Source organism: Dyella choica (assembly GCF_003977665.1).
GTDB classification, from domain to species: Bacteria; Pseudomonadota; Gammaproteobacteria; order Xanthomonadales; family Rhodanobacteraceae; genus Dyella_B; species Dyella_B choica.
In genome coordinates, this window is sequence record NZ_RYYV01000004.1 from 161,493 (window position 1) to 187,979 (window position 26,487).

Sequence of the window (26,487 nt, forward strand, 5' to 3'; positions counted from 1 at the left end):
GCACAGCTCAAGCCGTGCCCGAAGCAAGCTCCTCCCCCTGCTTGCAGGGGGAGAAAGATAGCGCGGCCCCTAATACACGTACGGGAGGAAGCTGATGCATCAAAGCGCTTCAAGAGCCAGCGCAATACCCTGCCCGCCACCAATGCACAGCGTCACCACGCCACGGCGCAATCCTTCGCGCTGCATGGCATGCAGCAGGCGAGTGGTGAGAATCGCGCCAGTTGCGCCGATCGGATGCCCGTGCGCCACCGCACCGCCTTCCACATTGACGCGTGCATGGTCCAGGCCCAGCTCATTGGCCACGATGATCGCGATGGCGGCGTAGGCTTCGTTGATCTCGAAGCGCTCGACCTCGCCGAGTTGCCAGCCGGCGCGCTGCACCGCCAGCCGCACCGCCGAAACCGGCGCGATGCCGAACATGCCCGGCTCCACCGCCGTTATGGCAAAACCGGCCAGCCGCGCCACCGGCGCCAGCCCGCGCGCCTCGGCCACACCGCGCTCGGCCACCAACATCGCCGCCGCACCGCTGTTCAAACCAGGCGCATTGCCGGCGGTGATGCTGCCGTCTTCGCGAAAGGCGGGCTTCAGGCGCGCCAGCGCTTCGAACGTGGTATCCGGCCGCGGCGCCTCGTCGCGGTCGAAGCGTTCGACGCCTTTGCGCGTGGGAACTTCCACCGGCACGATCTCGGCCTCGAAATGCCCGGCATCGCGCGCTGCGACGAAGCGTTGCTGCGAGCGCAACGCCCAGCGGTCCTGCGTTTCGCGATCCACCTTATGTTTCGCGACCAGGTCCTCGGTATGCCAGCCCGAATGCTTCTGCGAGAACGCATCATGCAGGCCATCGAGCAACATGCTGTCGTAGATCTGCGCGTGGCCCATCCGATAACCCCAGCGGCCGTTGCTCACCAGGTACGGGGCGCGATCCATGTTCTCCATGCCGCCGGCCAGCATCAGCTGGCCCTGCCCGCTCAGGATGTCCTGCGCGGCGGAGACGATCGCCTGCGCGCCCGAACCGCACACGCGGTTCACCGTCATCGCCGGCACCGACACGTTCAATCCTCCGTGGATCGCAGCCTGGCGCGCCGGATTCATGCCGCTACCTGCCTGCACCACTTGCCCCATCACGACGCCGTCGACGGCATCGGCGGCAAGGCCGGCGCGCTCCAGCACCGCGCGGATAACCGTCGCGCCGAGGGTGGTGGCGGGCACGTCGCGCAAGGCGCCGTTGAAGCCGCCGATCGCGGTGCGAAGAGGATGGCAAAGCACGATATCGCGTTGCATGGGGAAACTCCGTTGGGGGAAAGAGAGGTCAGCGGCTTGCTGTGCGCGTATCGGCAACAGCTGCCCAGCCGCCGCCAAGCGCACGGAAAGTAGCAACCGCAGCGCGCGCATCATCGGCATGTACGCGCGCCAGCTGGTCGCGCGAGGCGAGCAATTGGCGATCTTCATCCAGCACTTCTAGCAGGCTGACGGCACCGCCTTTGTAGGCATCCTCGGCCGCCGCACGCGCACGCTCGTGCGCGTCGACTTCCTTGGCCAGCACGTCGTGCTCATGTTCGAGTTCGCTCAAGGCGACGATCGCGTTTTCGACATCTTCGGTGGCGCGCAGCATCGATTGGCGATACGTAGCCAGTGCTTCCGCGTTCGCGCCCTTGGCCTGCGCCACTTCGGCATCCACGCGACCGAAGTCGAACAGGCGCCAATGCAGGCCGAGCGCGGCTTGCGGCTGGAACGCTGCGGAGGTGAACAAGCTGCCGGTATGCAGGCTCTCCAATCCCAGCAACGCACTCAGCGATACCTTGGGGTAGTACTCGGCCGTCGCTTCGCCGATGCGCGCATTCGATGCGGCCAGCCGGCGCTCCGCTGCGATCACGTCCGGGCGTCGCTGCAACAGCATCGCCGGGCCACCCCCGGTTTTGATGGAAGGCACGACGAAGTTCTGCGCGCTGGCGAGCACTTCGTTGCGATACGCGCCGGGCGCAGCCCCCATCAGCACATCGAGTCGATTGAGCTGCTGTTCGAGTTCGATTTGCAGGGGCGGCAGGATGGCGCGTGCCTGCATCACCAGCGCTTCGGCCTGCGCCTGTTCGCGCGCTGTGGCCAGGCCGCCGGCAAGGCGCAGTTGCACCAGATCCAGCAAACGCTGTTCCGTATCCACCTGCTGTTGCGCCAGCGCGATACGCGCCTGCGCACCGCGCACGCGGAAATACGCATCAGCCGCTTCCGCCGCGAGCGAAACGCGTACGCCTACGCCGGAGGCCTCCGCCGCCTGCGCTTCCGCCTGCGCTGCTTCAACGCCGCGGTGCAGGCCGCCGGCCAGGTCCAGTTCCCAGCTCGCACCCGCACTGATGGTTTCCAGCGTCTGATTGCGACGGTAGCCCGGGTGGGCGCTGCCGATTTCGCCGAGCGGTCCTTCAACTGACTGATACTGACGCGCCACCTGCGCATCCAGGCTGCCTTGCGGCAGCAGAGCAGCGCCCGCTTCCCGTGCGGCCGCGCGCGCCTGATCGACACGCGCCATCGCGGCCGCCAGGTCAAGGTTCTGCGCGGTCACGCGACCGATGATGCGCGCAAGTTCCGCATCGTCGAAGCCCGTCCACCAGGTGTCGAGCGCTGGCGCGGCCGACGCAGCCGTGCGCTGAGCCAGTGGCTGCTGCCCGACGTAGTGCTCATTCACCGACACCGCCGGCCTGGTGTAGTCGGGGCCGACCATGCAGCCGGCCAATCCCGTGGCGGCCATGGCCAGCCATACGGTGGGTGCGAGCGCGCGGCGCACGGCGGGAACAAGCAGGGATAACGAACGCATAAGACAGTCCTCAGTGCGCGTCGGCCGAAGGCGCGGGAGGTGGCACCACCTTGCGCATCAACGGAACCAGGACGGTGGCAAGCACAAAACAGATGGTGATGGCGAGGAACGCATCCGCGTAGGAGAGCGTCTGCGCCTCGCGGAAGGTGAGCTGCCACAAGGCGCGAAACTCCCCGTTGGGATCACCCACGGCCGCGAATTGTCCGGCGCTTTGCGCGAGCCACTGGTTCATCGACTCGTTGGTCGTATTCAGATGCTCGGCCAACCGGTAGAAATGCAGGTTGGTGCGATCGTTGAGGATCGTCGCGCAGACCGCGATGCCGATGGCGCCGCCGAGGTTGCGCATCAGATTGAACAGCCCGGATGCCAGCCGCAGGCGCGCGGGCGGCAATCCGCCAAGCGTCAGCGTTACCACCGGCGGCACCGCCAGCTGCTGCGCCGCACCGCGCAAAGCCTGCGGCAGCAGCAGCTGGTGCGCGCCCCAGTCGTGCGTGATCGGCGTGAAATCCCACATCGACAGCGCGAACACGGCCAGCCCGGCCATCAGGATCCAGCGCAGGTCGTAGCGCTGCGCAAGGTAGGCATACAGCGGAATGGTGAGGATCTGGAACACGCCGGTGGAAAACACCGCCTCGCCGATCTGCAGGGCGCTATAGCCTTCCACCCGGCCAAGGAAGATCGGCGTGAGGTAGATGGTGGCGAAAATGCCGATGCCGGTGATGAAGGAGAACAGGCAGCCCAGCGCGAAGTTGAGATCGCGCAGCGCGCGCAGGTCCACCACCGGATGATCGTAGGTAAGGCTGCGCATCACGAACGCCACCCCGCAAATTCCGGAAAGCCAGGCCGTGGCGGTAATCGTGCTGTCGCTCAGCCAGTTCCAGCGCGGCCCTTCTTCCAGCGTGTATTCCAGGCAGCCCAGGAACACCGCCAGCAGCAGCATGCCCAGGTAGTCGGCGCGACGCAGCAGCGAAAGGTCCGGCGAGTCGATGTTCACCAGCATCGGCACCGCTAGGGTGACGAACAGGCCAGGAACCAAGTTGATGTAGAACAGCCAGTGCCACGACCAATGATCGGTGATCCAGCCGCCTAGCGTCGGGCCTAGCGTCGGCGCGATCGAGGCAATGGCGCCGATGGTCGCCGCGGCGATCACACGCTGCTTGCCGCCGAAGAACACAAAAGCGCTCGTGAACACCATCGGGATCATCGAGCCGCCGAGAAAACCCTGCAGCGCGCGAAACACGATCATGCTCTGGATGTTCCAGGCGACGCCGCACAACAGACTGGCGAGCGTGAAACCCACGGCCGACGCAGCGAACAGCCAACGCGTGGAGAACACGCGCGACAACCAGCCGGACAACGGAATCACCACGATCTCGGCGATCAGGTAGCTGGTTTGCACCCACGCCGTTTCATCCACGCCGGCCGAGAGCCCGCCGCCGATATCGCGCAGCGAGGCCGATACGATCTGGATGTCCAACAGCGCGATGAACATGCCCACGCACATGCTGGCGAAGGCGAAGATCTTCTGCGCGTTGCCCAGCCTGGACGGATCGATCGGCGCGGCAGTAAGGATGGCGCGGAGGTTCACGGCACGCCGCCACCCGATACGCGCGTATCGACATCGGCAATCACGGACAGTCCGGGGCGCAGCAGTCCAAGCGCGTCGTCCTGCTTGTCCAGCACGACGCGCACCGGCACGCGCTGCACGATCTTGGTGAAATTGCCGGTGGCGTTTTCCGGCGGCAATACGCTGAACTCGGCGCCGGTGGCCGGCGCGAGACTGCTCACACGGCCATGGAAGACGCGGCCCGGCAGCACATCGGCGCGAATCCGCACCAACTGGCCTGGCTGCATGCGCGCCAACTGGTCTTCCTTGAAATTCGCATCCACCCACAAGCCGTGCGCGGGCACCACGGACAACAGTTGGGTACCAGCGGCGGCATACGCGCCTACCCGCGCACGGCGATTGCCGATCACGCCATCCACCGGCGCGCGCAATTCGGTGTAGCCCACGTTCAGGGCGGCAATATCTCGCTCCGCTTTCGCTTGCGCCAGGGCCGCGCGCGCCTGCTGTTTCTGCGAGGCGATCACGTTGAGCTGGCGCTGCGCGGCGACCCACGCCGCCTCGGCCTTTTCGGTATTGGCGCGGGCAGTCTTGTCTTCCGCATCCGCACGCTGCGCGCTTTCCACGGACACTGCTGCGCGTCCGGCCAGGTCGCGGTAACGCACCTCGTCGTCATGCGCGCGGGTGGCTTCGGCGCCGGCAGCGGCAATACTGGCCTTGGCTTCGTTGATGACGGCCTGTTGCAATTGCTCGGTGGCGTCAAGATTGGACAGCAAGGCTTCCTGCGCGGCGACGGCGCCCTCGGCCTTGGCCAGCGCGGCGCGGTAGTCGCGATCGTCGATCTTCACCAGCAGCTCGCCGGCATGCACCCGTTGGTTGTCGGTGACATTCAGGACGGTGACGTAGCCCGACACCTTGGGCCCGATCACGGTGATGTCGCCGCCGACATAGGCATCGTCGGTGTCCTGGATGAATCGGCCGGCGGTCCACCAGTGAACGCCGTAGACCACGCCCGCCAGCAATGCAGCGCCCAAGGCGATACGCAGCGCGAGCTTGCGCTTGCTGCGTGGAGGCGCCTCGGTCACGTCGGGAAGATCGAGCCGCTTGTCGGCTACCACGGTGTTCATGACTTGCTCCGCAATTACTGCGCTGAAGGAGTTGACGCCGCACGCTGTTGTGCGCGCTGATGTAAATAGGTTTCGACGCGTGCGCGGATGCGTTCGTCGGCGGCAGGCCCTGCCTGCATCCTGTGACGTGCACGGTCGATCAGCTCGCCCGTCTTCGCGTCGACCATCACCGGCTCGACCGCTTCACCGGTGACTTCGTCGATCAGCTGCATGGCTGGCCCTTCGACCGCGAAGTGGCGGTTGCCCCATGCCAGCAAGGCCACCATTACCGGGCGGAAGTCGCGCCCGCGCGGCGTCAGCACGTACTCGTAGCGCGGCGGCTTGTCGTTGTAGCGCCGCCGCTCCAGCAGGCCGGATTCGGTCAGCGCGCGTAGGCGCCGCGTCAGCATGTTCGGCGCGATGCCGAGACTGGCCTGGAAATCGTCGAAACGCGTAATGCCCAGCGAAGCATCGCGCAGAATCAGGATGCTCCACCACTCCCCGACGCGCTCGAGGCTGCGCGCGATCGGGCATCGCGCGTCACTGAAACTGGTTCGTTGCATGGCGGTTCACCACCCAGGCAGGGATTGCATGGGTACGTATCATGCCCTAGTAACTATCATTATGCAAGTTACTTCGTCCAACGGCTCCACGATGCCGGGCACGGGCGCCTACGCCACTTCGAAGCAAGGCCTCCTCGCCGCGGCGATGGCCTTGGCCCGGGAGATTCCGCGCCTGCGTCTCAACGACGTCGATTCGGGGTTCATTCCCCCACCGCCCTGGGGCGGGATGCCAGCCTCTTCCTGCGCTTCGCGCGGATGCTCGTCACGCTGAACCTTGATTTCGGCCAGCGCTGAACGCCCTGCTGGTGCTGACCAGGGTCGAATGGCCTGCTGCTGTCTGGCCCCCGGGCTATATTCTGTAAAGGGTCCCGCTTTCAACCCGGAGCGGCCCTTTCCTTCGTAACGGACCGGGCCAAAAATTGCGCCGTCGATTAGAAATCCATGACACGACTCATGATCCCGCTGGGCTATCTCTATAAGCAGGTCGCCAGCCGTCCTGAGTGGCTGAAGGCCGCGCAGGTAACCGACATCTACTCTCTCAGTAACTGTGTATCAAAGGACTTCACGGATTACGTCCGCTACTGGAAGCACAACGGCTACTGGCTGTTCGATTCGCCTGACATCATCGCTGAAATCGTCAACGATGCCTCGCTGTCCATGGAGCAACAAAAGCTTTTCTACTACGAAGCCTACGAGCTTCAATACGACGAAGATGCGCAGACTTGGTCAAAATTCACACCCGAGTTGTCCTTTACCACCGAGATTGCCACCCCAAAAAACCGGAGATTGGAGGGATTCGACATCACATCGTTTTCGCTTGGAAATGCACCCGAATGCTCCCCTTTGTCATGCAACGCACGGGCTGATGAATTACTTACTAACGAGCATTGCCTGCTTGGGAGCTTTGAGGAAGCGAAGGCTGTCATCGAGCAAGGCAGCTTTCACCGCTGTGAACCGGGACCTTATCGCATCATCGCCGTCTACTCCGTCGGTGACGTAGGTGATTCTGGCCTCGGTTGACGCAGTAAGGTCCGCTTGCAGGAACGAGGGTCAGAGTCTGAGGCATCCCCGCGTTTTTCCGGCAATCATTCCCGCAAAAATCTACGTTACGTTGATGCCGTTTCAAAGCGGGTCGTCATTCCGGCGAAGGCCGAGGCGCTTTACAACAGCGAAGCTGGTCAATCCATGCTTCGTACTTGCCATGGATTCCGGCCTTCGCCGGAATGACGAGAAAAAGAATAGGCGCTGCTACAATCATCTCTTTGAAATGATGGCGATGGGGGCACCATCATCATCGCGTCGTATAACCTGTGTTAGGTGCAATCAATATGGAATTCAGTGATCTTGAGAAGTCGGCACTACAGCTAAACGAGCTCTACGAACAGCTTGAGATCAAGAGGTGGGGGCGCATCTGGACCACAGCAGAACTTGCGCTTGGTTTCGTGGGGGACGTAGGCGATCTGGCAAAACTGATCCAGGCAAACGCTGGTATTCGAGATATTGATAACTGCAAAGCTAAACTTGGTCATGAATTGTCGGACTGTTTGTGGTCGATTATTGTTCTTGCAAATAAGTGTGGCATTGATTTAGAGGCTGAGTTTGTCAGAAACACCAGAGAGCTAGCCGAACATGTATCTAGCGAGCTTGTCACATAACAAGAGGTCACACGGCGACGAATTCGGTGCCGCTTTGCGTCACCAAACTCGCGCGTGAACACGGACGTTACGTGCCATGATCAGAGGACGACCGTGGATTTTTGAGTGTCCGCATTCGACTGCGGATTCAGCCGGTCGATGCAACGGATTGATAAAATCGTTCTGCAGGCGACCCGAAGTTTCCGGACCGCGTCGCGACCGGCCACACGCCGCTCGCTATCGACCATGCCGCATGGATTCGAAGCTAAGCGCGCGCTGAATCGTTTGGCCTGCTCCCGGATGGCAGGTCAACGCGCCATTGGCGCGCTCGTTTAGCGTATCTGCGGGGAGAGGCGTCGTCCCGAATTTCGTAGTCGCTCACAAGCAGAGGCAAGTTCACTGCTGTGACGAGGAAGTGCGCTGGCTGGTCGTCATTAGGGATAGATAAGGAGCTGTGTGAACATGCGCAAACCATCTGTGTATGTCTTTGGAGTTGTAAGCTTTTTCTGCTTGAGCGCGGCCTTGGCCGCGGGTGCTCGAACGATGACCACCTCCGTCGCAGCGGATGGAACGGCAGCCATGTCTTTTCCCGCTGCGCCCCAGCTCCAATCGCATATCGATGGAAGTTCTGGATACCCGAGAGTGGTTCGCGTCGTTGACGCTACAGGTCGCGTCACAGGCGATCTTGTGGCGAGCTCCAAGGACAAGATTTTCGAGAGTTACGATCATGGCCATACCTGGCAGGTGATCGCCACGATTGATCCGGCGGCAGATGGCCTGACGTGGCGCTGCTGCTCTACCTTGTTCCAGCTCCCGCGACCAGTGGGCAAGCTCCGGGAAGGAACTCTGATCTACGCCGCGTCCTACCTGAAAGGCGACACGCCGGCGATTGGGTATTACCTGAGCAATGACCACGGCCGGACCTGGGCCTTTCAGGGCACCCCCGTGGTCAGGGGCAATGCCGATCATCATGGGCTATGGGAGCCGCAGTTCGAGGTCGCCAAGGATGGTGCGCTGGTGATGTTCTGGTCCGATGAAACCGATCCCGCACATAGTCAGAAGCTCGCCCAGATGCGCAACTACTTCCAGGGTCATGGCTGGCAGGACGAGAAGGATACGGTCGCAAGCCGTGTACCTGGCGATCGTCCCGGCATGGCGGTGGTGAACCAGTTGTCCGCTGGCGACTTCTTCATGACCTATGAAGTGCAGGGTTCCGCCCACCAAGGGGCCGTGTACGCGCGCATTTCGAAAGATGGCTGGGATTTTGGCGATCCGGCCAAGCTGGGGTTTCGCCCCACCGACGAGCAAGGCGAGTACTTCGAGGTCGCGCCTTCGAATGTGTGGATCGCTACGCCTTCGCATCCGGCCGGCAGCCTCTTTGTCGTCGGCAGAAATCTCGTCCAGGCGAACGGACAACCTGCACCGCTGGACGGGCAAGTGCTGTTCATGAATGACGACCCGGACGGGCGTGGCGTGTGGAAGCGTATTCCTGCACCCGTGCCGATTTCCGGCATACCGACAGCCACGCACATCAATTGCGAGAACTACTCTTCGGCACTGCTCGGCTATCCGGATGGAAGAGGCATCGTCGAGCTGGCCACCAAGGCCGATCGTGCGGACGCGAAGTTCGGGCCGGGCTGCTCGGTCTATGTGGGACACCTGCCTTTCGCAGGCGGCCTCGGGCGCGTCATTCCACCGGATAGCGTCATCCCCTGAACCGGAAACGGCCTTACAACCCGCCTGCCAAGCTGATGTACACCACGCTAACCAGGCCGCTGCCACCCAGAACCCAGCCCATCCCTACTTTCCATCGCAGCATGGCCACTAGCGCCAGCACCGCCAGGAGCAGTGCCAAAAGGTTTACGGAACGCCATTGCGGTACCTCCATGGACCAAGCTCCCCAGCGATGGACTTCCCGGAAAAGCGCATGAAGCGAGAACCAGACGGAGAGATTCAGCACAACACCGACGATGGCTGCGGTGACGGCCGATAGCGCCGCGTTGATCGTGCGGTTGCCGCGCAGGGCTTCCACATAAGGCGCGCCGAGGAAGATCCACAGGAAACAGGGCGCGAAGGTTACCCACGTGGTGAGGATCGAACCCACCACGCCAGCAGCCATTGGCGACAAGGCCGCTTCGTGATGAAAAGCACCCATGAACCCCACGAACTGCAACACCATGATCAAAGGGCCGGGCGTCGTCTCGGCAAGCGCCAATCCATCGAGCATCTGGCCTGGCGTAATCCAGTGGAAGTGCTCGACCGCGCGTTGGGCGACATAAGCCAATACGGCATAAGCTCCGCCAAACGTCACCACCGCGGTCTGGGAAAAGAAAATGCCTTCCTGGGCCAGCACACTGCGAAAGCCAAAGGCGCCGATAACGGCCATGACGGGCAAGAGCCAGATAGCCATCCAGATCAGCGTAACGCGAATCGAGCGTCTCGCAGACGGCTTCGTATGCCGAAGTTGCCCCTGCCCGATCAGGCGATCGATGAGGTATTCCGACGATGCATCCATGGCGGTCGATGCCGGCGGCGAAAACCCTCGGGGCAACCACCATCTGCCCAGCGCACCGAGCGTACCCGCCGCCACAACGATCAGTGGGAACGGCATCCTGAAGACGTAGATGCCGATAAAGGCCAGCGCGGCGATGCCCACCATGATCCGATTCTTAAGCGCCTTCCGGCCGATGCGAAGCACGGCTTCGACCACGACTGCCAGCACGGCGGCTTTCAACCCAAAGAACACGGCCGCAATGACCGGAACCTGCCCATAAAGCGCATAGACGATGCTCAAGCCCAGAATGGTGACGAAGCCGGGCAGCACGAACAGCAAACCCGCAATAAGCCCGCCTCGCGTTCGATGCAGCATCCAGCCGATGTAAATGGCAAGCTGGGCGGCCTCCGGACCGGGTAACAGCATGCAGTAGCTCAACGCATGCAGAAAGCGCTGATCGCTGATCCACTTGTGCCGCTCCACCAGTTCACGGTGCATGAGGGCAATTTGACCGGCCGGCCCGCCAAAACTCAGCAGCCCCACTTTCATCCAGACACGGGTGGCTTCACGCAAAGACGGCACTTCGGCTGCACGCGGATCGATGTGGTCTGTCGTCGTTGCCATGCGGTCAAACGCTCAACGGGTGGAATCGCCGTCATGATCGTTCTCATGATGAGCAAGGATCAATGGCTCAGACAGCCCTTTGCGAACGGCTGTGTCCAATGGTGCGGCGGCGGGCGCGGGCACCGGCCGCTGCGGGCTGCGGAAGGTCAGGATTAGCAGATATCCTCTGACGTAAAGCTGGCTTGCGAGAACAACCACCGCATCAAGGAGCTTCCGATGCCGGATATCACTTTCAGGCAGGCGTTGTCCGACGCCCTTCGATACTGGGAGCCGCGGCGCATCCTGTATAACCTTGCGCTGGGCCTGGTCGTAGTGGCGGTATTCCTCGTCAACCTGCCCATCATGCGCAGCCAACTGAGTTTCGATCTGTTTGCCGCCTTGTTCGTATTGGCTGTGTCGGCAAATGTCGCCTATTGCGCCGCTTACGTGGTGGACGTCGTGTTGCAACTTTCGACTTACCGGACGACTTGGCTGCGGGCTCGCTGGCTATTGCTTGCCGTAGGCGTTGCGTTCGCAGCCGTGCTGGCTTATTTCTTTGCTCGCGGCTTGTTGGAGAAGGGTGACTGAACGGCGTCCCGGTGCTGGGATTGCCATCCCAGCCTACGCGGTGACGGATACGCGCAATAGCTCAGAGCATCTCTACGTGACCGGGTACGTTTCCAACAGGTCCCGCACACGGCATCATGCTCCGCTGATTGGACAGGACCGAGCGAAGTGACCGCCACCGAACACGCGCCGTGCCAGGCCACGCGGCCATCGGAGCGCCCATGCTGACCCTCATGCTTGCCGCCCTGCTGCTCGGCGGCGCGCAGCCGGCTGCCGCTAGCACGGCAACAACGGCGACCATGATGCCGGCGCCCACCCCGCAATTCCGTCGCTTCGGCAGCGCCGACGGACTGCCTGATCCGACCATCAGCGCCCTGCTGCAGGATCGCGACGGTTATGTGTGGGTAGCTACCGGCTCGGCATTGACGCGTTACGACGGCGAGGAGTTCAAGACCTGGCCGCACCACGCCGGCGATGCCTTCGCGGCCCCATCCGATCGCGTACGTGCGCTGCTGGCGGATGCGCGGGGACAGCTGTGGAGCGGTGGCGAGGACGGCCTGGCGCGCTATGACTCCACACGCGACGGCTTCCTGCATTGGCGCCATGGCGACAAGGCGCCCGCCAGCCTGGGGGAAAACCAGATCGAAGCCCTGGCGCAAGATCCCGACGGCACGCTTTGGGTGGGGCTAAGCGACGGCGGCCTGGATCATTGGCTGGGTGAAGATCACTTCGCGCATGCACGGCATGATCCGGCCAATCCTAATAGCCTCGCCAGCGATGAGATCCACGCCCTGCTTTCCGAACCCGACGGCCGCCTGTGGATCGGCACGGGTACAGGCGTAGACCTGCGCGAGCGAGACGGCAGTTACCGCCATGTGCCTTTCCAAAGCGAGGAAGGTCACGCACTGGACCCGGCCCAGGTCTTTACGTTGGTTCGCGACGGCGATGCGTTGATGATCGGTACCGTGCGCGGCCTGTTCCGCCTGGACCATGACGGCGGTGTTGCCCGACACGTACCAGGCGTTCCGCCTAGTCCGGTCCTCTCGATCGCGCCCGATGGCGCCGGTGGCCTATGGCTAGGCACCATCAACGGCCTGGTGCTGCGCGAGCGCAATGGGCGTGTGCATCGTTTCGGCGCAGATCCATTGCTGCCCCACGCCCTGCCCGGCCAGATCGTGCTGCGCCTGCTGCGCGATCGTGAAGGCGGCCTGTGGCTGGGCACCAATAATGGGTTGGCCTATCTGTCGCCGGACTGGCGTGACTTCACGCGCAGCGTCCATCGCCCCGACGATCCGGCCAGCCTCAGCCCGGGCGCCTTTGCCGCAGTGACCGCCGCGACGGACGGCAAACTGTGGGTCGGTCATGAGGATGGCGTCATCGACCGGCTCAACCCCGCCACGCAGGCGGTAGAACCCGCCGTGATACAGCTGCCCGGCGCGCATCACGATATTTATGGCATGGCCGCGGACGCAAACGGCCGGCTCTGGATCAACGCCTCCAACGGCAGCTTCCGCTATAGCCAAGGTCACCTCGAGCCCATTGTAGTGCCTGCGCAACCATACAATGTGGAACTGGGTGAAAACGGTAGTGCCTACCTGGGTCTGGTGCCTGCCGGCCTATGTGTTGCTCCCGCCGACGGCACGCACTGCGAACCGGCAACCTTTGCCGACTCTGGACTGGCGGCGGCTTCGAGCAACGATATGCGCTGGCACGGGCATGCCTTATGGATAGCCACGGAGAAAGGCATGGCTCGCTGGGAACCGGGCCAGCCCGTGCGCTACGTGCAGGGCGTCGAGCGGCGCTTCGTTCGCGCGTTGGATTTTCATGGGGATGAGCTATGGGTAGCGGACGCCGACAGCCTTTCCGTGTATCGCTGCGAGGGTAATAACGCGACACGCGTGGCCCGCTATCCACTCAACGACCAGCGCACGATCAACAGCGTGATGAGCCTGCGTGTGGACGGCGCCGGCCGCGCCTGGCTGTTCACCCGCAGCGGGCTGTGGCTGTACGACCCGGCCGGCGGCAGCCTACGCGGCTTCGGCGTGCAAAACGGTCTGGTCGACACCTATTTCGGTAGCAATGCGATTGCACGTTTGGCGGATGGATGGCTATACGCCCCCTCCAAGGACGGCATCGTCGGCTTCCAGCCACAAGCGATCCAGCCTCGCCACCGTGAGCCGGAAGTGCGCCTGAGTGCGCTGAGTGTGCACGGCCGCAAGGGCGTGCGCGAATGGATGCCAGGGAGCAGCTCCATTGCACTGGCCTGGAACGATCGCGACCTCACCGTGATGGCGCGCGCCATGTCCTTCATGGCGCCGGAACGCAACGTGTACCGCTTCCATCTCGATGGTCTCGACAACGGCTGGGTCGATACCGGACCTCGCGGCGATCGCACTTTCAGCCCCCTGCCAGCCGGCGATTTCAGCTTGCACGTGCAAGCTGCAGGCCCTGACGGCAGCTGGGGCGAGCTGGCCGCGCCGCTGCGCGTGCATGTAGATCGCGCGCCGTGGTTGCGCTGGTGGGCCTGGCTTGCCTATACCCTGCTGCTGGCCGTGCTGTTCGCGGCGCTGCTGCATGCCATGCGCCGCCGCCAGGTGCAGCGCCACCGCCTGGAATTGATCACCCAGGAGCACCAGCTGGCGCGTACCGCCAACCAGGCCAAGACCGAATTCCTGGCGCAGCTCGGCCACGAGATCCGCACCCCGATGACCGGCGTGCTGGGCATGGCCGAACTGCTGCTGAGCCGCCCGCTGGACGAAACCGAGCGACGCTACGCGCAGACCATCCGCAATTCCGGCGAAGTCCTGCTCACGCTGGTGAACGACGCGCTCGACCTTGCCCGCATCGAATCGGGCCGCCTGCAGCTGGTCCACGCGCCCTTTGATCCGCGCGCCTTGCTGCAGGACGTGGCTGAGCTGCAGCGGGTCAAGGCTTTGGCGAAAGGTCTGGCCCTGCGTGCGGATATCGCCGATGACGTGCCCGCGCAGGTACTGGGCGATGCCGTACGCATCCGCCAGATCCTGCTCAATCTCAGCGGCAACGCCGTGAAGTTCACCGAACGCGGACAAGTGCGCCTGGAGCTCACCTGTGACGCCGAGAGGCTGCAATTCACCATCAGCGACACCGGCCCGGGCATCGCGCCGGCCGACCAGGCCAAGCTGTTCCAGCGCTACCAGCAACTGGACAGCCCGCAGCGCGACTCGGGCAGCGGCCTGGGCCTGGCCATTTGCCGCGAGCTGGCAACCCTTATGGGCGGCGCCATCACGCTCGAATCGGCGCCGCGCTCCGGCAGCCAATTTCAGGTGTTGCTGCCCCTGCAAGCAATGGCCGCGCCAACCCACCCCGCACCGACGATCGCCCGCAACGAAAACCCACGTTGGCATGTGCTGCTGCTGGAGGACGACCCGGTGGTGGCGGCGGTCGTCGAAGGCTTGTTGGCCGTGCAAGGGCACACCGTCGAGCATGTAACCACCGCGCTGCGCGCGCTGGAGGCGCTCGAACGAGTGCGCTTTGATGCGGCGTTGGTGGATCTGGACCTGCCTGGCCTGGACGGGCTGCAATGGGCCGCGCTGGTCCGCTCGCGCCAAGCTGACGATGCGCTGCCGATGGTCGCCATTACGGCCCGTGCCGGTGGCGATGAAGAAAGCCGCGCCTACGCCGCCGGCATGGATGGCTTCCTGCGCAAGCCGCTGCATGGCGAACAGCTGGCGCAGGCCCTGGCGGCGGTCCTGCTGCGCGCTCCAGCAGCAGTCGATTGAGCCTTACACGCCACTTGGCTGCCGCAAACCACAAGCACGTTGGTTGGCACGGTCGATGCATGGCAAAGGCCATGATGACCTCCAATTTCCTGCTCGAAGCGGAGCGCAACGCTCCCAGCAACGTGATCCCGCTCTGGCCTGCCGGGGGCAGCCAGCGGGAGCCGGGCGCCATGGCACGCCGAGCACGGGGCGCCCAGGTGCACGCCATCGACGCGAACTTGCTGGAACCGGAACCGCCGGAGCAGCGCTTGGCACGCCGCGTGGAACGCGTGCTGTGTGCCTTGCTCTATCACACGCTGCTGGAACCAGCGAAAGCTGGTGACGCGAACCCCCTTTCCATCGAAAAACGCGGGGGGCAGCTGGTGTCACGCGATCGATTGACGGCGATTGCGCGAGCAGCGATCAGCCTTGGCTTGACTGCCGACCTCACCCGTCTGGCGGCCGCCGCGATCACTTTCGAACTGCAAACCCAGGCGCGCTGGCGGAACCGTTTGCTGCGCCTGTTTTCGGCCCGTCGCCGTCAGATCAATGCCGACACGCTGGCCGTCTCAAGCCTGCTCGCGTGGGACCTGGACGAATTGAAGGTTCGCCCGATCGACCAGTTCGCCAAGTTTCTTTGAGCGCAGCGGCCGCCATGGCGTTTGCCGCACAAATCAAGGCAAATAGCCTATTGCTCGTAGCAGCGCATTCTTGAAGATGCGATCCTCACAGACTGCCAACGACCAGGGTAAAGGTCTGCAGAAAATGAAAATCGGGCCGGCTGAGCGCATAGCTCGCGCTGTCTGGATTGCATAACAAAGCCAGTTGCGCATGGTCCGCATCCGACAGGTACGGCTGCAACCTCGCTGCCCACTTGTCGCGGAAAAGGGTATCGAAGAGATAATCCCTATCCTCCGATGCGAGCGGCGAAACGCGCTCGATCGCAAAAGTGCGCGCGTAAACGTCTTTGAAGCCATTTCTTCGCAGCATGCCGACCAGCGCTCGCGCCGCCGTCAGATCACTTTCGGTCAAGCCGTACTTGTCCCGGTAATACTGCCGAACAGCCGCTGTCGTCATCCGCTCAAGCCGGGCGTCCCAAGCAAAATACATATCCGCAAGCAAGGCGCTCTGCCCCCAGGCGATCCGGCCACCCGGCCGCAAAAGGTTTCGCAGCGCGGCCAAACCCGAGTGCAGGTCGCACACGTGGTTGATCGTATTGACCGACCAGATCAGATCGAAGCTTCCTGGTTGTATCGGAGGCTTCGTCAGGTCCGCTTGGATCAAGGCCACATCCGCCGGGATTTGCGCGCGCGCTACTGACAGATGCGCCGTGGACAAGTCCATACCGATGACCGTGCCGTTGGCACCCGCGGCATCACGCAGCCACGGCAGTGCTTCGCCCGTGCCGCAACCTGCGTCCAGGCACCTGGCACCAGGCTCAAGGTCCAGACTCGCTATCGCCCGGCGAAGCTCCGGTGCAGCGAAGCGGTTGAAGAGCGACAGCTGGCGCGCATAGTCCCGATCTTTCGTATCACCAAGAAGGCCGGAACCAGACTCTCTTCCATTCATGGGTAGGACTCCACAAAGTGATCGGTCGGCCCGATGCTGAGGCCAGCCTTTTCAAGGCAAAGTAATCATCGCCGCAAGACCGCCACCCGGTCGATTGGAAAGCTCAAGGCCGCCGCCGATGGCGCGCGTCAATTGCATCGCAATGGCCAGGCCCAGTCCGGCCCCACCGGTGCCACGGTTGCGCGAACCTTCCAGGCGGTAGAACGGTTGCAGCACCTGCTCCAGTTGGTCTTCGGGTATGCCTGGTCCGCGGTCGCACACCGCCATGCACAGCGCACCTTCATCGTTTCGCCAGGCACTGACTTCGGCTGCACCGCCATATTTGATGGCGTTGTCGATCAAATTGCCCAGCACGCGCCGCAGCGCCTGTTGGCGGACCATGGATGCGCCGCTGACGGATTGCGTCAAGGTGACGGGCTTGCCGATGTCCTGGTAGTCGAAGACGAGGCTTTCCAGGAACGCCTTCACATCCATCCGCACGGGCGCCTCCGCACCGCCATGCGCGCTGCGTGCGTAGGCGACTCCTTCGCGTACCAGATGCTCCATCTCATGCAGGTCGCCGAGTATCTTCTGGCGCTCCTCGCCCTCTTCCAGCGATTCCGCACGCAAGCGCATGCGCGTGATGGGGGTCTGCAAGTCATGCGAGATCGAAGCGAGGATGTGCAAGCGTTCCTTGAGGTGGCGGGCGATGCGTTCCTGCATCGTGTTGAAGGCGATCGCCGCCTGGGCCACTTCAGTCGGACCTGCTTCGTTCATGCGCGGACCCTCCGCGGTCGGCAGCATGGCTTCCGCGGCCTGCGCAAGTTGCGCCAGCGGACGCGCCGCCAATCGCACCGCCAGCCAGGTGCATACGAGCAACAGGGCCAACTGCAAGGCCAGCACGACCGGCAGCCATTGCGCGATCGGTGGCACGCCTCGCGGCGTGATTTCCAGGGTAAGCGGTGCGCCATCGTGCAGGCGGAAGTGCAGCTGATAGAGCTCCGGATGCATCGAGATCGTGTCAGCCTGCACCTGATAATCGGGACCGACCTCGTTCTCGATTCGCCGCGCGACTTCTCGCGAGCGCCCGCTAATCAGTGGCGTACCCCGCTGACCGTGCCCGAGCAGGAAGCGGTAATTGTCGCGCTGCAGGCGGCCCAGCCAGTCGGCTCGTTCGGCCGCGGGCAGGCGATCCAGCACGGCCACCGAAGTTGCCACTTCGTGCTCGACCGTGTTGAGCATGACCGTGGTGGCGCTTTCGTAGCGCTCATGGAACATCACCGCGAAGGACAATCCCTGCGCCAGCATCAGGCCAGCGAAGATGATCAGGTAGATGCGGGTGGCCATGCTGCGCGGCAGCCAGCGCCCCGGCTTGAGCAGTGCCGTTCGGCTCACGCGTTGTCCCCGGATACGCTGATCGGCATGCTGAACACATAGCCCTCGCTACGCACGGTCTTGATGTAGGACTGCTCCTTGGCGTTGTCTTCAAGACGGGTTCTGAGCCGGCTCACCAGCAGATCGATGGAGCGATCGAACAGCTCCGCATCCCTGCCCTGCGTGAGGTTGAGCAACTGGTCACGCGAAAGCACGCGCTGCGGATGATCCAGGAAGACGCGCAGCAATCGAAACTCCGCGCCGCTCAACGGCACGATGGTGCCGTTCTCGTCCAGCAGATGGCGTGCCGTGGTATCCAGGCGCCAGCGCCCGAACGACAACACCTCGGTGGTTTCGGTGATGCGCAGATTCGGTGGCAGCATACGCGTGCGGCGAATCACCGCCTTGATCCGCGCGAGCAGTTCGCGCGGCGAGAACGGCTTCACCAGGTAGTCGTCCGCCCCCATCTCCAGGCCGATGATGCGATCGGTTTCGTCGTCGCGCGCGGTCAGCAGCAGGATCGGCAGTGCGCGATGCTTGCCGCCGCGCAAGGTACGGCATAGCACCAGGCCGTCGTCGCCGGGCATCATGATGTCCAGCACGACGAGGTCGAACGCCGAGCTGTCCAACTGCGCGAACATGTCGCGGCCATCGACGGCGGCGCTGGCGCGCAGGCCGTTCTTGCGAAGATAATCCACGACACCGGTGCGGATGTCGCGGTCGTCATCGACGACGAGGATGTGGTCGATGTGGTCCATGTGCATGCGCCTCCCAAGCTGCGTTGCGGTTACGTACCCTGCGGATTGCCCAGCAACTGCCGGATGCGTTGCTCGGTCTCGTCGTAACTTCCCTCGCCGACGTGGCGGTAAATCATATGGCCGTGCTGGTCGATGAGGTAGAGGGCCGGCCAGTACTGATTGCCGTAGGCGTTCCAGATGCGGTAGCTGTTGTCCATCGCCACCGGCCAGGTGATCTGATATTGGCTCAGTGCTGCCTGCAGCAGGGCCGGATCGCGCTCTTCATCGTATTCGGGCGTGTGCACGCCGACGATCACCAGTCCCTTGCCGGCGTATTTGTCGTAAAGCGCCTTGGTGTGCGGCAGCACATGGATGCAGTTGATGCATTCGCGCGTCCAGAACTCCACCAGCACCACCTTGCCGCGCAGGCGGTCGATGCTGAGCGGGGCGGAGTTGAACCAGCGGTCGGCGCCGGTGAAATCGGGCGCTGGGGTGTCGGCAACCGGCCCGCCGCTGCTGGCTGTAGTCCAGGCATTGGGCCAAAAGGCGAGCAGGGCCGCCCCGAGGGCGGTCAGGAGGGTGGCCATTCGCAGTGTAGTCATGGGTGGTCTGCCAAAGATGAGGACAAATGGCTGCGCCAACACGCCGCCATGACAGGTATTGGACTTCCCTGGTTTATCCCGAACATGTCCGCTTCGACGGCTTTTTGTATCCGTTTGTAGCAACAGGGCTCGAAGCCAGCCAGCCACCGGGGACGCGGTTTGTATCGAAACGTATCAGGGCTAGCCCCCTATACATTGCGATGCCTTTTGGCCCCTGCCCCGACACAAGCCGGATACGTCACCGCGGTTTCCTATGCACACCGGCCAAGACCTCGCTACCCAGCCGAGGCGGTCATTCAAACCCACAGGAAACCGATCATGTCCATCCTCTATACCGGCAAGACCACCACCACCGGCGGCCGCAACGGCCAGTCGCGCAGCGACGACAGCCGCCTCGACATCAAGCTGTCGCTGCCTGGCTCCCCCGGCGTCGGCACCAATCCGGAACAGCTGTTCGCCGCGGGCTGGTCCGCCTGCTTCCTTGGCGCCATGGGACGCGCTGCCGAGGAGATCGGCGTCAAGCTGCCGGCGGATGCCTCGGTCGCCGCCGAAGTCGACCTGGGCGCCGACGCCGAGCAAGGCTTTTTCCTCCAGGCACGTCTCAACGTAAGCCTGCCGGGACTTGAACACGCACTCGCCCAATCCCTGGTCGATCGCGCCCACCAGATCTGCCCGTATTCGAAGGCGACGCGCGGAAACATCCAGGCGGTCGTTACAGCGCTATAAGCCCCGCCCACGCCGCCACGCACGTATTCCAGGAGATCACCATGAAGCGCACTTACGCAGCACTCGCGAGCGCCTTTGCCTTGAGCCTCGCCGGGCTATCCTTGTTCGCACACGCCGAAGACACCTCGGCCCAAGCGCCCGTAACACCGGCTGCATCCCAGGACCCTTGGGGGCCGTTGAAGCATGTCCACGCTGGCGTACTGGATGTCGCTTATGCCGAGATCGGGCCGGCGAATGGTCCGGTAGTGATTCTTCTGCACGGCTGGCCCTATGACATCCACAGCTATGCCGAGGTCGCACCTGCTCTGGCCGCGAAAGGCTACCGGGTGCTGATCCCCTATGCGCGTGGCTACGGCCAGACCCGCTTCCTGTCCGACAGCAGCCTGCGCAACGCGGAACCGGCCGCCCTGGCCGAGGATGTGATCGACTTCATGGATGCATTGCATATCCAGCATGCGGTGCTGGGTGGTTTCGACTGGGGTGCGCGTTCGGCGGACATCGTCGCGGCGCTGTGGCCGGAACGGGTGAAAGCGCTGGTGAGCGTAAGCGGCTACCTCATCGGCAGCCAGGAGTCCGGACAAACGCCGCTGCCGCCCAAAGCCGAGCTGCAATGGTGGTATCAGTACTACTTCGCCACCGAGCGTGGCCGCATCGGGTACGACAAGTACCGTCATGATTTCGCCAAGCAGATCTGGCAGCTGGCCTCGCCGAAATGGAAGTTCGACGACACCACGTTCGAAAGCAGTGCGCAAGCGCTGGACAACCCAGATCAGGTTGCCATCACGATCCACAACTATCGCTGGCGCCTGGACCTGGCCAAGGGCGAAACGAAATACGCCGCGTTGGAGCAGCGGCTGGCCCAATTCCCGGCGATCACGGTGCCAACGATCACGCTGGAAGGCGATGCCAATGGCGCCCCGCACCCGCTGCCGGAGGCGTATGCAAAGAAATTCACCGGCAAGTACCAATTCCGGCTGATCAGCGGCGGCATCGGCCACGACCTGCCGGAGGAAGCGCCGCAGGCATTCACCCAGGCCGTGGTCGATGCCGACCACCTTTGACGTGAACCAAACGAGGACCATCCCATGAAAGCATTCATCGTTGGCGTTGCAACCCTACTCTCCATCGCAAGCCTCACGGCAGCAGGACAGACAAATCCGTTGCAAGGAGTGCATCGCAAGGAATTGTCGCGCCACCACCTCAGCATTCCAGGCTACGAGGAAGTCCAGATGCGTGTCGATATCGATCCTGGCAAGACCGCCCCCAATCACAAACATCCCGGCGCGGAAATCATCTACGTCATCGAAGGCACGATGGAGTATCGCCTCGAAGGCGAAACGCCGGTGACGCTAAAGGCTGGCGATGTCCTGTTTGTCCCAGCGGGAGTCGTCCATAGTGCGGCGAACGTCGGGAACACCAACGCAGCCGAGCTTGGAACCTATGTGGTTCCGATCGGGAAGCCGCTGGCCGAATTGGTGAAGTGAGCCACCCCGGACGGGCTTACAACGTAGGCTGGGATGACAATCCCAGCATTGCGTGCGCTGCAGCATGGCAATGCTGGGATTGTCATCCCAGCCTACGCGCTGGCGTGTACCGTGGACAAGTCATACTATGATATGACGAAATTGGTAACCAGCCACTGGAGAGGGTGATACTCGTGATCGACATCACACGCCGTAGCTTCGTCTTCTCCAGTGTTGGATTGTTCGGCGCCGGCCTGCTGCCGCGCTTCGTGTGGGCCGGCAACAGCACGCAGATCGCAGCAAAACAGTTCGGAGCGCTGTCGCAAAGCGGAACGGCCATCGCGCCCCGCGAACAGTTGCTGTTCGATTTCGGTTGGCAGTTCGCGTTCGGCCACGGCGATGATCCGGCCAAGGATTTCGGCTTCGGTTTCGGCCAGAGCGATTTTTCCAAGACCGGCAGCTTCAAGATCGCCACCTCTGACTTCGATGCTGCCGGCTGGCGCCAGCTCAACCTGCCGCATGACTGGGCGGTTGAGCTCCCCTTCGTGCACGATGACCAGGGTGATGAAGACAATCGAATGCTCTCGCATGGCTACAAGCCGCTGGGGCGACGCTATCCCGCCACCAGCGTGGGCTGGTACCGGCGCACGTTCGAGATTCCCGCGAGCGATCGCGGACGCCGCATCTGGATCGAGTTCGACGGCGCGATGCGTGACGTCATGGTGTTCGTCAACGGCTGCTTCATCGGTCGCCACGACGACGGCTATACCTCGTTCCGCTTCGATCTGAGCGACTTCCTCAACTACGGCGGCAAGAACCATGTCGCCATACGGGTCGACGCCAGTTTCGGCGACGGCTGGTTTTACGAAGGCGCCGGCATCTATCGGCATGTCTGGCTGACCAAGCTCGATCCGGTGCACCTGGGCCGATGGGAAAGCGTGGTGCGCCCGACCGTCAAGGGCGATGCAGCCACGCTCGAACTTGCGACCGTCATCGAGAATGAGCACGGGCATCCGGTCGACGCCGCGCTCGAATGGACCGTTGTCGACGCCTCCGGCCGCACGGTTGCCCAGACAACATCAGCGGCACAGGCCATTGCACCGAATACGTCGATGGCTTATCGGGCCAGTGCGAGCGTCAGCCATCCCGTACTCTGGTCGCCTAACGAGCCTCATCTGTACACCGCCCTCGTCAAAGTCCTGGTGGATGGCAGCTTGCGCGATGCCGAACAGATCCCCTTCGGCATCCGCACTGCCGTGTTCGACCCCGACCATGGCTTTTTCTTGAACGGCAAACCGCTCAAGCTGCAAGGCACCTGCAATCACCAGGACCATGCTGGCGTGGGCGCCGCCCTGCCCGACCGGCTGCAAGCGTTCCGGATCGCCGTGCTGCAAGGAATGGGCTGCAACGCGGTGCGCACTTCGCACAACATGCCGACGCCCGAATGGGTCGAGGCGTGCGACCGTATGGGCATGCTGATGATGTGCGAAACGCGCCAGATGAGCTCCAGCTCTGGCGGCCTCGAACAGCTCGAAACCATGCTGAAGCGGTATCGCAACTCGCCTTCGATCATCATCTGGTCGATCGGCAACGAAGAGTGGAAGCTGCAAAAAGGCGACATGGCGCAACAGGGCGCACGCATCGCCGCGAGCATGGTCGAGCGCTGCCACGAACTGGATCCCACCCGTGTCGTTTCCGCGGCCGTCAACGGGGATAACGAGCAAGGCGTATCCGATGCGCTGGACATCATCGGTTTCAATTATCACACCGACTTTCCCGACGCCTACCACCTGAAACATCCGAAGCGCCCCTTGTTCGGATCGGAAACCTCCAGCGCCATTGCCACCCGCGGCGAATATGCCTCCGACAAAGCAAAGAACACCGTCAATAGCTATGACGGCGTCGTGGAATGGGGACAGACGCCGGAGCAATGGTGGAGCTATTACGGCAGCCGCGAATGGATGGCCGGCGGCTTCGCCTGGACCGGCTTCGACTATCGTGGCGAACCGACGCCTTATGGCTGGCCTTCGGTCAGTTCGCAATTCGGCATCGTCGATCTATGCGGCTTTCCGAAGGACTATTACTACTACTACAAAGCCTGGTGGCGAAAAGAACCCAGCCTGCATGTCTTTCCGCATTGGAATTGGCCGGGCAAGGAAGGCCAGGACATGGCGGTGTGGGTCTACAGCAACCTCGATGAGGTCGAACTGCTGCTCAACGGCAACAGTCTTGGCAGCAAAAAAGTGCCGCACCTGGGACACGTTCAGTGGACGGTCGCTTATACGCCCGGAGTGATCGAGGCGCGTGGCCGCCGCAACGGCCAGACGGTGCTGACCGAGCGGCGCGAAACCACCGGCCCCGCGCAAAGAATCCGCTTGAGCGCGGATCGCTCCGAGATAAGCGCAGACGGGCAGGACGTAGCCCTGGTCACGGTCGAGGCGCTGGATGAACACGGCCGGCTGGTGCCCACGGCCAACCACAAGCTCGCGTTCCGCATCTCCGGCAAGGGCCGACTGATCGGCGTCGGCAACGGCAATCCCAATTGCCTGGAGAGTGACAAGGAACCCAGGCGATCGCTGTTCCATGGGCTGGCCCAGATCATCATCCAATCGACGGACGAAGCCGGCCCCGTGCTGATTGAAGCGGTTGAGGAAGCAGCCACCGGACACCCGTTGCGCTCCGCCTCTTTGGTGATCAGAACAACCAAGCCCACATTGAAAGCCCCGCGCGCTGACTGATCGGCCTCTTGACGGTTGTCATGACGAACTCGCCTTTCCAGGCATACCTAATTCGCCCGTCATTCCGGCAAAGTCAGCATTCACGTTGAAGCTGGTTCGGAGCGAACCGTCATTTCGGCGCAGGCCCACTTCTGTCCGCGGAAAATTCGACGCTTGGTCGCAGGACCTTGTAGTACCTCACCGTCATTCCGGCGCAGGCCGGAATCCAGTTTAAATACGCGTCCGAAGGACACAAAACCGGGCTTTGAGTGCTACGCACACCCTATTGAAGCGGGATTCCGGCCTGCGCCGGAATGACCAACAAAAACGTGGGGACACCTCAATACCCAACGGGTTTTTCGCGGCCACTGACGCCATTCGCTTGGCCAAGCCCCGCATTCAAGCGACCCGCTCGGTGGCCGATAGCCTTTCAAGGGGCGCTGACCGGCACGCCCGACTGACTGGAAAGCGCTATGACGACTACCAAGCTCCTGGCTGAAGCGGGAGACGACATCCCGACCAACGTGGTGCCGTTTCGACGTACCAGGAGCAACCTGCGCGGCTTGGGCGCCCGCTCCTTTCGATCGCGGGGAGTTCAGGTGCGTCCCAGCGGCCCGAACGCGGTGGAACTCGAGCCGGCTGAGCAGCGTTTGGCACGACGTGTGGAGCGGGTACTGGCAGCGCTGCTCTATCACGCGTTGCTCGAACCTGGCGATCTGCTAGGCGCCAAGCCCGTGTCCGTGGAAAAGCGCATAAGCCGGCTGGTATCGCACGACCGACTGATCGCGATTGCACGCGCGGCGATCAGCCATGACCTGACCGACGACCTCGCCCGCCTGGCCGCGGCAGTGATCGTGTTCGAACTCAAGACCCAGTCCCGCTGGTGGAACCGCATGCTGCGACTGGTCTCTGTCCGTCGCCGGCAAATCAACGATGACAGCCTGGCCATCGCGCGTCTGCTCGCCTGGGATATGGCGGCCTTGCAGGTTCGCCTGATCGACCAGTTCGCCGCGTTTCTTTGAAGGCGCTACCAGTCGACAGACTCGCCGTCCTCCAGCATTTTGGTGGGCACGCTGGAACCACGCGTAAGGGTCAGGTCGACAGGACACTTGTTGGCAATGGCCAACAATTTGGCGCGCTGCTCCGCATCGAGCGGCCCTTCCAGGACAATGCTGCGTGCGAACTGATCCTGGGGCGTCTGCTCAGGCAGCTTCGTGTGTTCGACTCGCACCCTGATGCGCTGCAAAGGCATCCCTTTACGTTGGGCATACATTCGTACCGTGATCGCTGTGCAGGCAGCAAGCCCGGAAGCGACAAATTCATACGGCGAGAGGCCGCTGCCCAATCCGCCAAGCGCCGTCGGCTCGTCCGCGAAATAGCGATGCGGCCCGCTGCGCATGGCCAATTGGTAACCGCCCTTGCCCGTTTCTTCGGCGACGATGCCCACCGGCTCGCTGTTTGCTGCCGCCAGGGGCTCGGCATGCGGGAGATAACGCGAGGCCCATGCGGCAATCACATCGGCCACGTAATCGGCATCCTCCCGTTTGGTCAGCAAGTGATCGGCGTGGTCCAGCGAGACAAAACTCCTTGGGTGCTTGGCGGCCAGAAAAATCCGCGTGGCATGATCGATTCCTACCGTGTCGTCAGTGGGCGAATGCATGACCAACAAGGGTCGATGCAATGCCGCGATCCTAGCCTCCAGATCCTCGGCGCGCGCGTTTTCCACGAAGCCCTTGCGAACCACAAAAGGACGGCCGGCGAGACTGACCTCGGCCTCGCCCTCCGCCGCGATCTTGGCCAGGCTCTCGGGCGCGAACTGCGTCAGGATATGCGCCACGTCAGCCGGGGCGCCGATCGTGGCCACGGCCTTGATCGATGGCATGCTTGCGGCTGCCGCGAGTGCCGCGGCACCGCCGAGGCTGTGCCCGATCAGAAGGCTGGGCGTGCGGCCTGCAGCCGTCATGTGCTGACCGGCAGCGATGAGGTCGTTCACGTCGGCGGCGAATGAGCCGTCTGCAAAGGCCCCGCCACTGGCCCCCAGCCCCGCAAAATCGAACCGCAATACGCCGATCCCGGCGCGCGCAAGCGCTCCCGCAATACGTGCTGAGGCCAAGCTGTCCTTGCCGCAGGTAAAGCAATGGGCGAGGATCGCCCAGGCACGCGGCTGCCCCTCCGGCATGTCCATGCGACCGGACAGTTGATAACCCCTGCTGCCTTCAAAACGGATAGTTTCACTTGCCATGCTG

The 26,487-nt window shown here is 63.0% G+C and carries 22 protein-coding genes; 11 read left to right on the forward strand and 11 right to left on the reverse strand.

What is annotated here, in order from left to right:
- Nucleotides 1-99: 99 nt before the first annotated feature.
- Genes EKH80_RS06870 through EKH80_RS06890 form a run of 5 tightly spaced genes read right to left on the reverse strand, consistent with a single transcriptional unit; the run spans nt 100 to nt 6,039 of the window.
- Entirely contained in the window at nt 100-1,281 is a 1,182-nt protein-coding gene (locus EKH80_RS06870) for a thiolase family protein (RefSeq protein ID WP_126683990.1), read from the reverse strand.
- A gap of 28 nt (nt 1,282-1,309) precedes the next feature.
- Nucleotides 1,310-2,806: an efflux transporter outer membrane subunit gene (locus tag EKH80_RS06875; protein ID WP_126683991.1), complete on the reverse strand. Its 1,497-nt coding sequence runs from the start codon at nt 2,804-2,806 to the stop codon at nt 1,310-1,312.
- A gap of 10 nt (nt 2,807-2,816) precedes the next feature.
- Nucleotides 2,817-4,394, reverse strand: a complete 1,578-nt coding sequence (locus EKH80_RS06880) for a DHA2 family efflux MFS transporter permease subunit (RefSeq protein ID WP_230473471.1) — start codon at nt 4,392-4,394, stop codon at nt 2,817-2,819.
- Complete coding sequence (locus EKH80_RS06885) at nt 4,391-5,497, reverse strand: HlyD family secretion protein (RefSeq protein WP_126683992.1); 1,107 nt, start codon at nt 5,495-5,497, stop codon at nt 4,391-4,393. The genes EKH80_RS06880 and EKH80_RS06885 overlap by 4 nt, the downstream gene beginning before the upstream one ends.
- 14 nt (nt 5,498-5,511) lie before the next feature.
- Nucleotides 5,512-6,039, reverse strand: coding sequence for a winged helix-turn-helix transcriptional regulator (locus EKH80_RS06890; protein WP_126683993.1), 528 nt, complete (start codon nt 6,037-6,039; stop codon nt 5,512-5,514).
- Nucleotides 6,040-6,480: 441 nt separating this feature from the next.
- Here EKH80_RS06890 and EKH80_RS06895 point away from each other — a divergent pair, with 441 nt between their 5' ends.
- The 3 genes from EKH80_RS06895 to EKH80_RS06905 all read left to right on the forward strand — a co-directional run bounded on the left by EKH80_RS06895 (nt 6,481) and on the right by EKH80_RS06905 (nt 9,389).
- Nucleotides 6,481-7,059 (forward strand): hypothetical protein, encoded by a 579-nt coding sequence (locus tag EKH80_RS06895; protein WP_230473472.1) that lies wholly within the window; start codon nt 6,481-6,483, stop codon nt 7,057-7,059.
- A 308-nt stretch (nt 7,060-7,367) separates the two neighbouring features.
- The gene (locus EKH80_RS06900) at nt 7,368-7,694 is read left to right on the forward strand and encodes a nucleoside triphosphate pyrophosphohydrolase family protein (RefSeq protein WP_126683994.1); all 327 of its coding nucleotides are present in this window, start codon (nt 7,368-7,370) and stop codon (nt 7,692-7,694) included.
- Between the two features lie 666 nt (nt 7,695-8,360).
- The gene (locus tag EKH80_RS06905) at nt 8,361-9,389 is read left to right on the forward strand and encodes a sialidase family protein (protein WP_126683995.1); all 1,029 of its coding nucleotides are present in this window, start codon (nt 8,361-8,363) and stop codon (nt 9,387-9,389) included.
- Nucleotides 9,390-9,402: 13 nt separating this feature from the next.
- Here the strand turns inward: EKH80_RS06905 and chrA are convergent, their stop codons facing one another.
- Nucleotides 9,403-10,791, reverse strand: a complete 1,389-nt coding sequence (gene chrA / locus EKH80_RS06910; protein WP_126683996.1) for a chromate efflux transporter — start codon at nt 10,789-10,791, stop codon at nt 9,403-9,405.
- Nucleotides 10,792-11,007: 216 nt separating this feature from the next.
- Here chrA and EKH80_RS06915 point away from each other — a divergent pair, with 216 nt between their 5' ends.
- The 3 genes from EKH80_RS06915 to EKH80_RS06925 all read left to right on the forward strand — a co-directional run bounded on the left by EKH80_RS06915 (nt 11,008) and on the right by EKH80_RS06925 (nt 15,715).
- Nucleotides 11,008-11,358 (forward strand): hypothetical protein, encoded by a 351-nt coding sequence (locus EKH80_RS06915; RefSeq protein ID WP_126683997.1) that lies wholly within the window; start codon nt 11,008-11,010, stop codon nt 11,356-11,358.
- A gap of 200 nt (nt 11,359-11,558) precedes the next feature.
- The gene (locus EKH80_RS06920) at nt 11,559-15,095 is read left to right on the forward strand and encodes a hybrid sensor histidine kinase/response regulator (protein WP_126683998.1); all 3,537 of its coding nucleotides are present in this window, start codon (nt 11,559-11,561) and stop codon (nt 15,093-15,095) included.
- 71 nt (nt 15,096-15,166) lie between these two features.
- Nucleotides 15,167-15,715 (forward strand): hypothetical protein, encoded by a 549-nt coding sequence (locus EKH80_RS06925; RefSeq protein ID WP_126683999.1) that lies wholly within the window; start codon nt 15,167-15,169, stop codon nt 15,713-15,715.
- Between the two features lie 85 nt (nt 15,716-15,800).
- Here EKH80_RS06925 and EKH80_RS06930 read toward each other — a convergent pair whose 3' ends face one another.
- Genes EKH80_RS06930 through EKH80_RS06945 form a run of 4 tightly spaced genes read right to left on the reverse strand, consistent with a single transcriptional unit; the run spans nt 15,801 to nt 19,335 of the window.
- Entirely contained in the window at nt 15,801-16,643 is an 843-nt protein-coding gene (locus EKH80_RS06930; protein WP_126684000.1) for a class I SAM-dependent methyltransferase, read from the reverse strand.
- A gap of 51 nt (nt 16,644-16,694) precedes the next feature.
- Nucleotides 16,695-18,017, reverse strand: a complete 1,323-nt coding sequence (locus tag EKH80_RS06935) for a sensor histidine kinase (RefSeq protein ID WP_230473473.1) — start codon at nt 18,015-18,017, stop codon at nt 16,695-16,697.
- Nucleotides 18,014-18,754 (reverse strand): response regulator, encoded by a 741-nt coding sequence (locus EKH80_RS06940; protein WP_126684001.1) that lies wholly within the window; start codon nt 18,752-18,754, stop codon nt 18,014-18,016. The genes EKH80_RS06935 and EKH80_RS06940 overlap by 4 nt, the downstream gene beginning before the upstream one ends.
- Before the next feature lie 29 nt (nt 18,755-18,783).
- Nucleotides 18,784-19,335 carry a redoxin domain-containing protein gene (locus EKH80_RS06945; protein ID WP_126684002.1) on the reverse strand — a complete coding sequence of 184 codons (552 nt, stop codon included), beginning with the start codon at nt 19,333-19,335 and terminating at the stop codon, nt 18,784-18,786.
- Between the two features lie 318 nt (nt 19,336-19,653).
- Between EKH80_RS06945 and EKH80_RS06950 the strand changes: the two genes are divergently transcribed.
- The 5 genes from EKH80_RS06950 to EKH80_RS06970 all read left to right on the forward strand — a co-directional run bounded on the left by EKH80_RS06950 (nt 19,654) and on the right by EKH80_RS06970 (nt 25,263).
- On the forward strand, nt 19,654-20,061 hold the full coding sequence (locus EKH80_RS06950; protein ID WP_126684003.1) for an organic hydroperoxide resistance protein: 408 nt from the start codon (nt 19,654-19,656) through the stop codon (nt 20,059-20,061).
- 41 nt (nt 20,062-20,102) lie between these two features.
- Nucleotides 20,103-21,122: an alpha/beta fold hydrolase gene (locus EKH80_RS06955; RefSeq protein ID WP_126684004.1), complete on the forward strand. Its 1,020-nt coding sequence runs from the start codon at nt 20,103-20,105 to the stop codon at nt 21,120-21,122.
- 24 nt (nt 21,123-21,146) lie between these two features.
- Entirely contained in the window at nt 21,147-21,545 is a 399-nt protein-coding gene (locus tag EKH80_RS06960; protein WP_126684005.1) for a cupin domain-containing protein, read from the forward strand.
- A gap of 173 nt (nt 21,546-21,718) precedes the next feature.
- Nucleotides 21,719-24,262 carry a beta-galactosidase GalA gene (gene galA / locus EKH80_RS06965; RefSeq protein WP_126684006.1) on the forward strand — a complete coding sequence of 848 codons (2,544 nt, stop codon included), beginning with the start codon at nt 21,719-21,721 and terminating at the stop codon, nt 24,260-24,262.
- A gap of 452 nt (nt 24,263-24,714) precedes the next feature.
- Nucleotides 24,715-25,263 (forward strand): hypothetical protein, encoded by a 549-nt coding sequence (locus EKH80_RS06970; protein WP_126684007.1) that lies wholly within the window; start codon nt 24,715-24,717, stop codon nt 25,261-25,263.
- Nucleotides 25,264-25,268: 5 nt separating this feature from the next.
- Here EKH80_RS06970 and EKH80_RS06975 read toward each other — a convergent pair whose 3' ends face one another.
- A complete protein-coding gene (locus tag EKH80_RS06975; protein ID WP_126684008.1) occupies nt 25,269-26,483 on the reverse strand; it encodes a bifunctional alpha/beta hydrolase/OsmC family protein in 1,215 nt (404 codons plus the stop codon).
- Between the last annotated feature and the right edge of the window lie 4 nt (nt 26,484-26,487).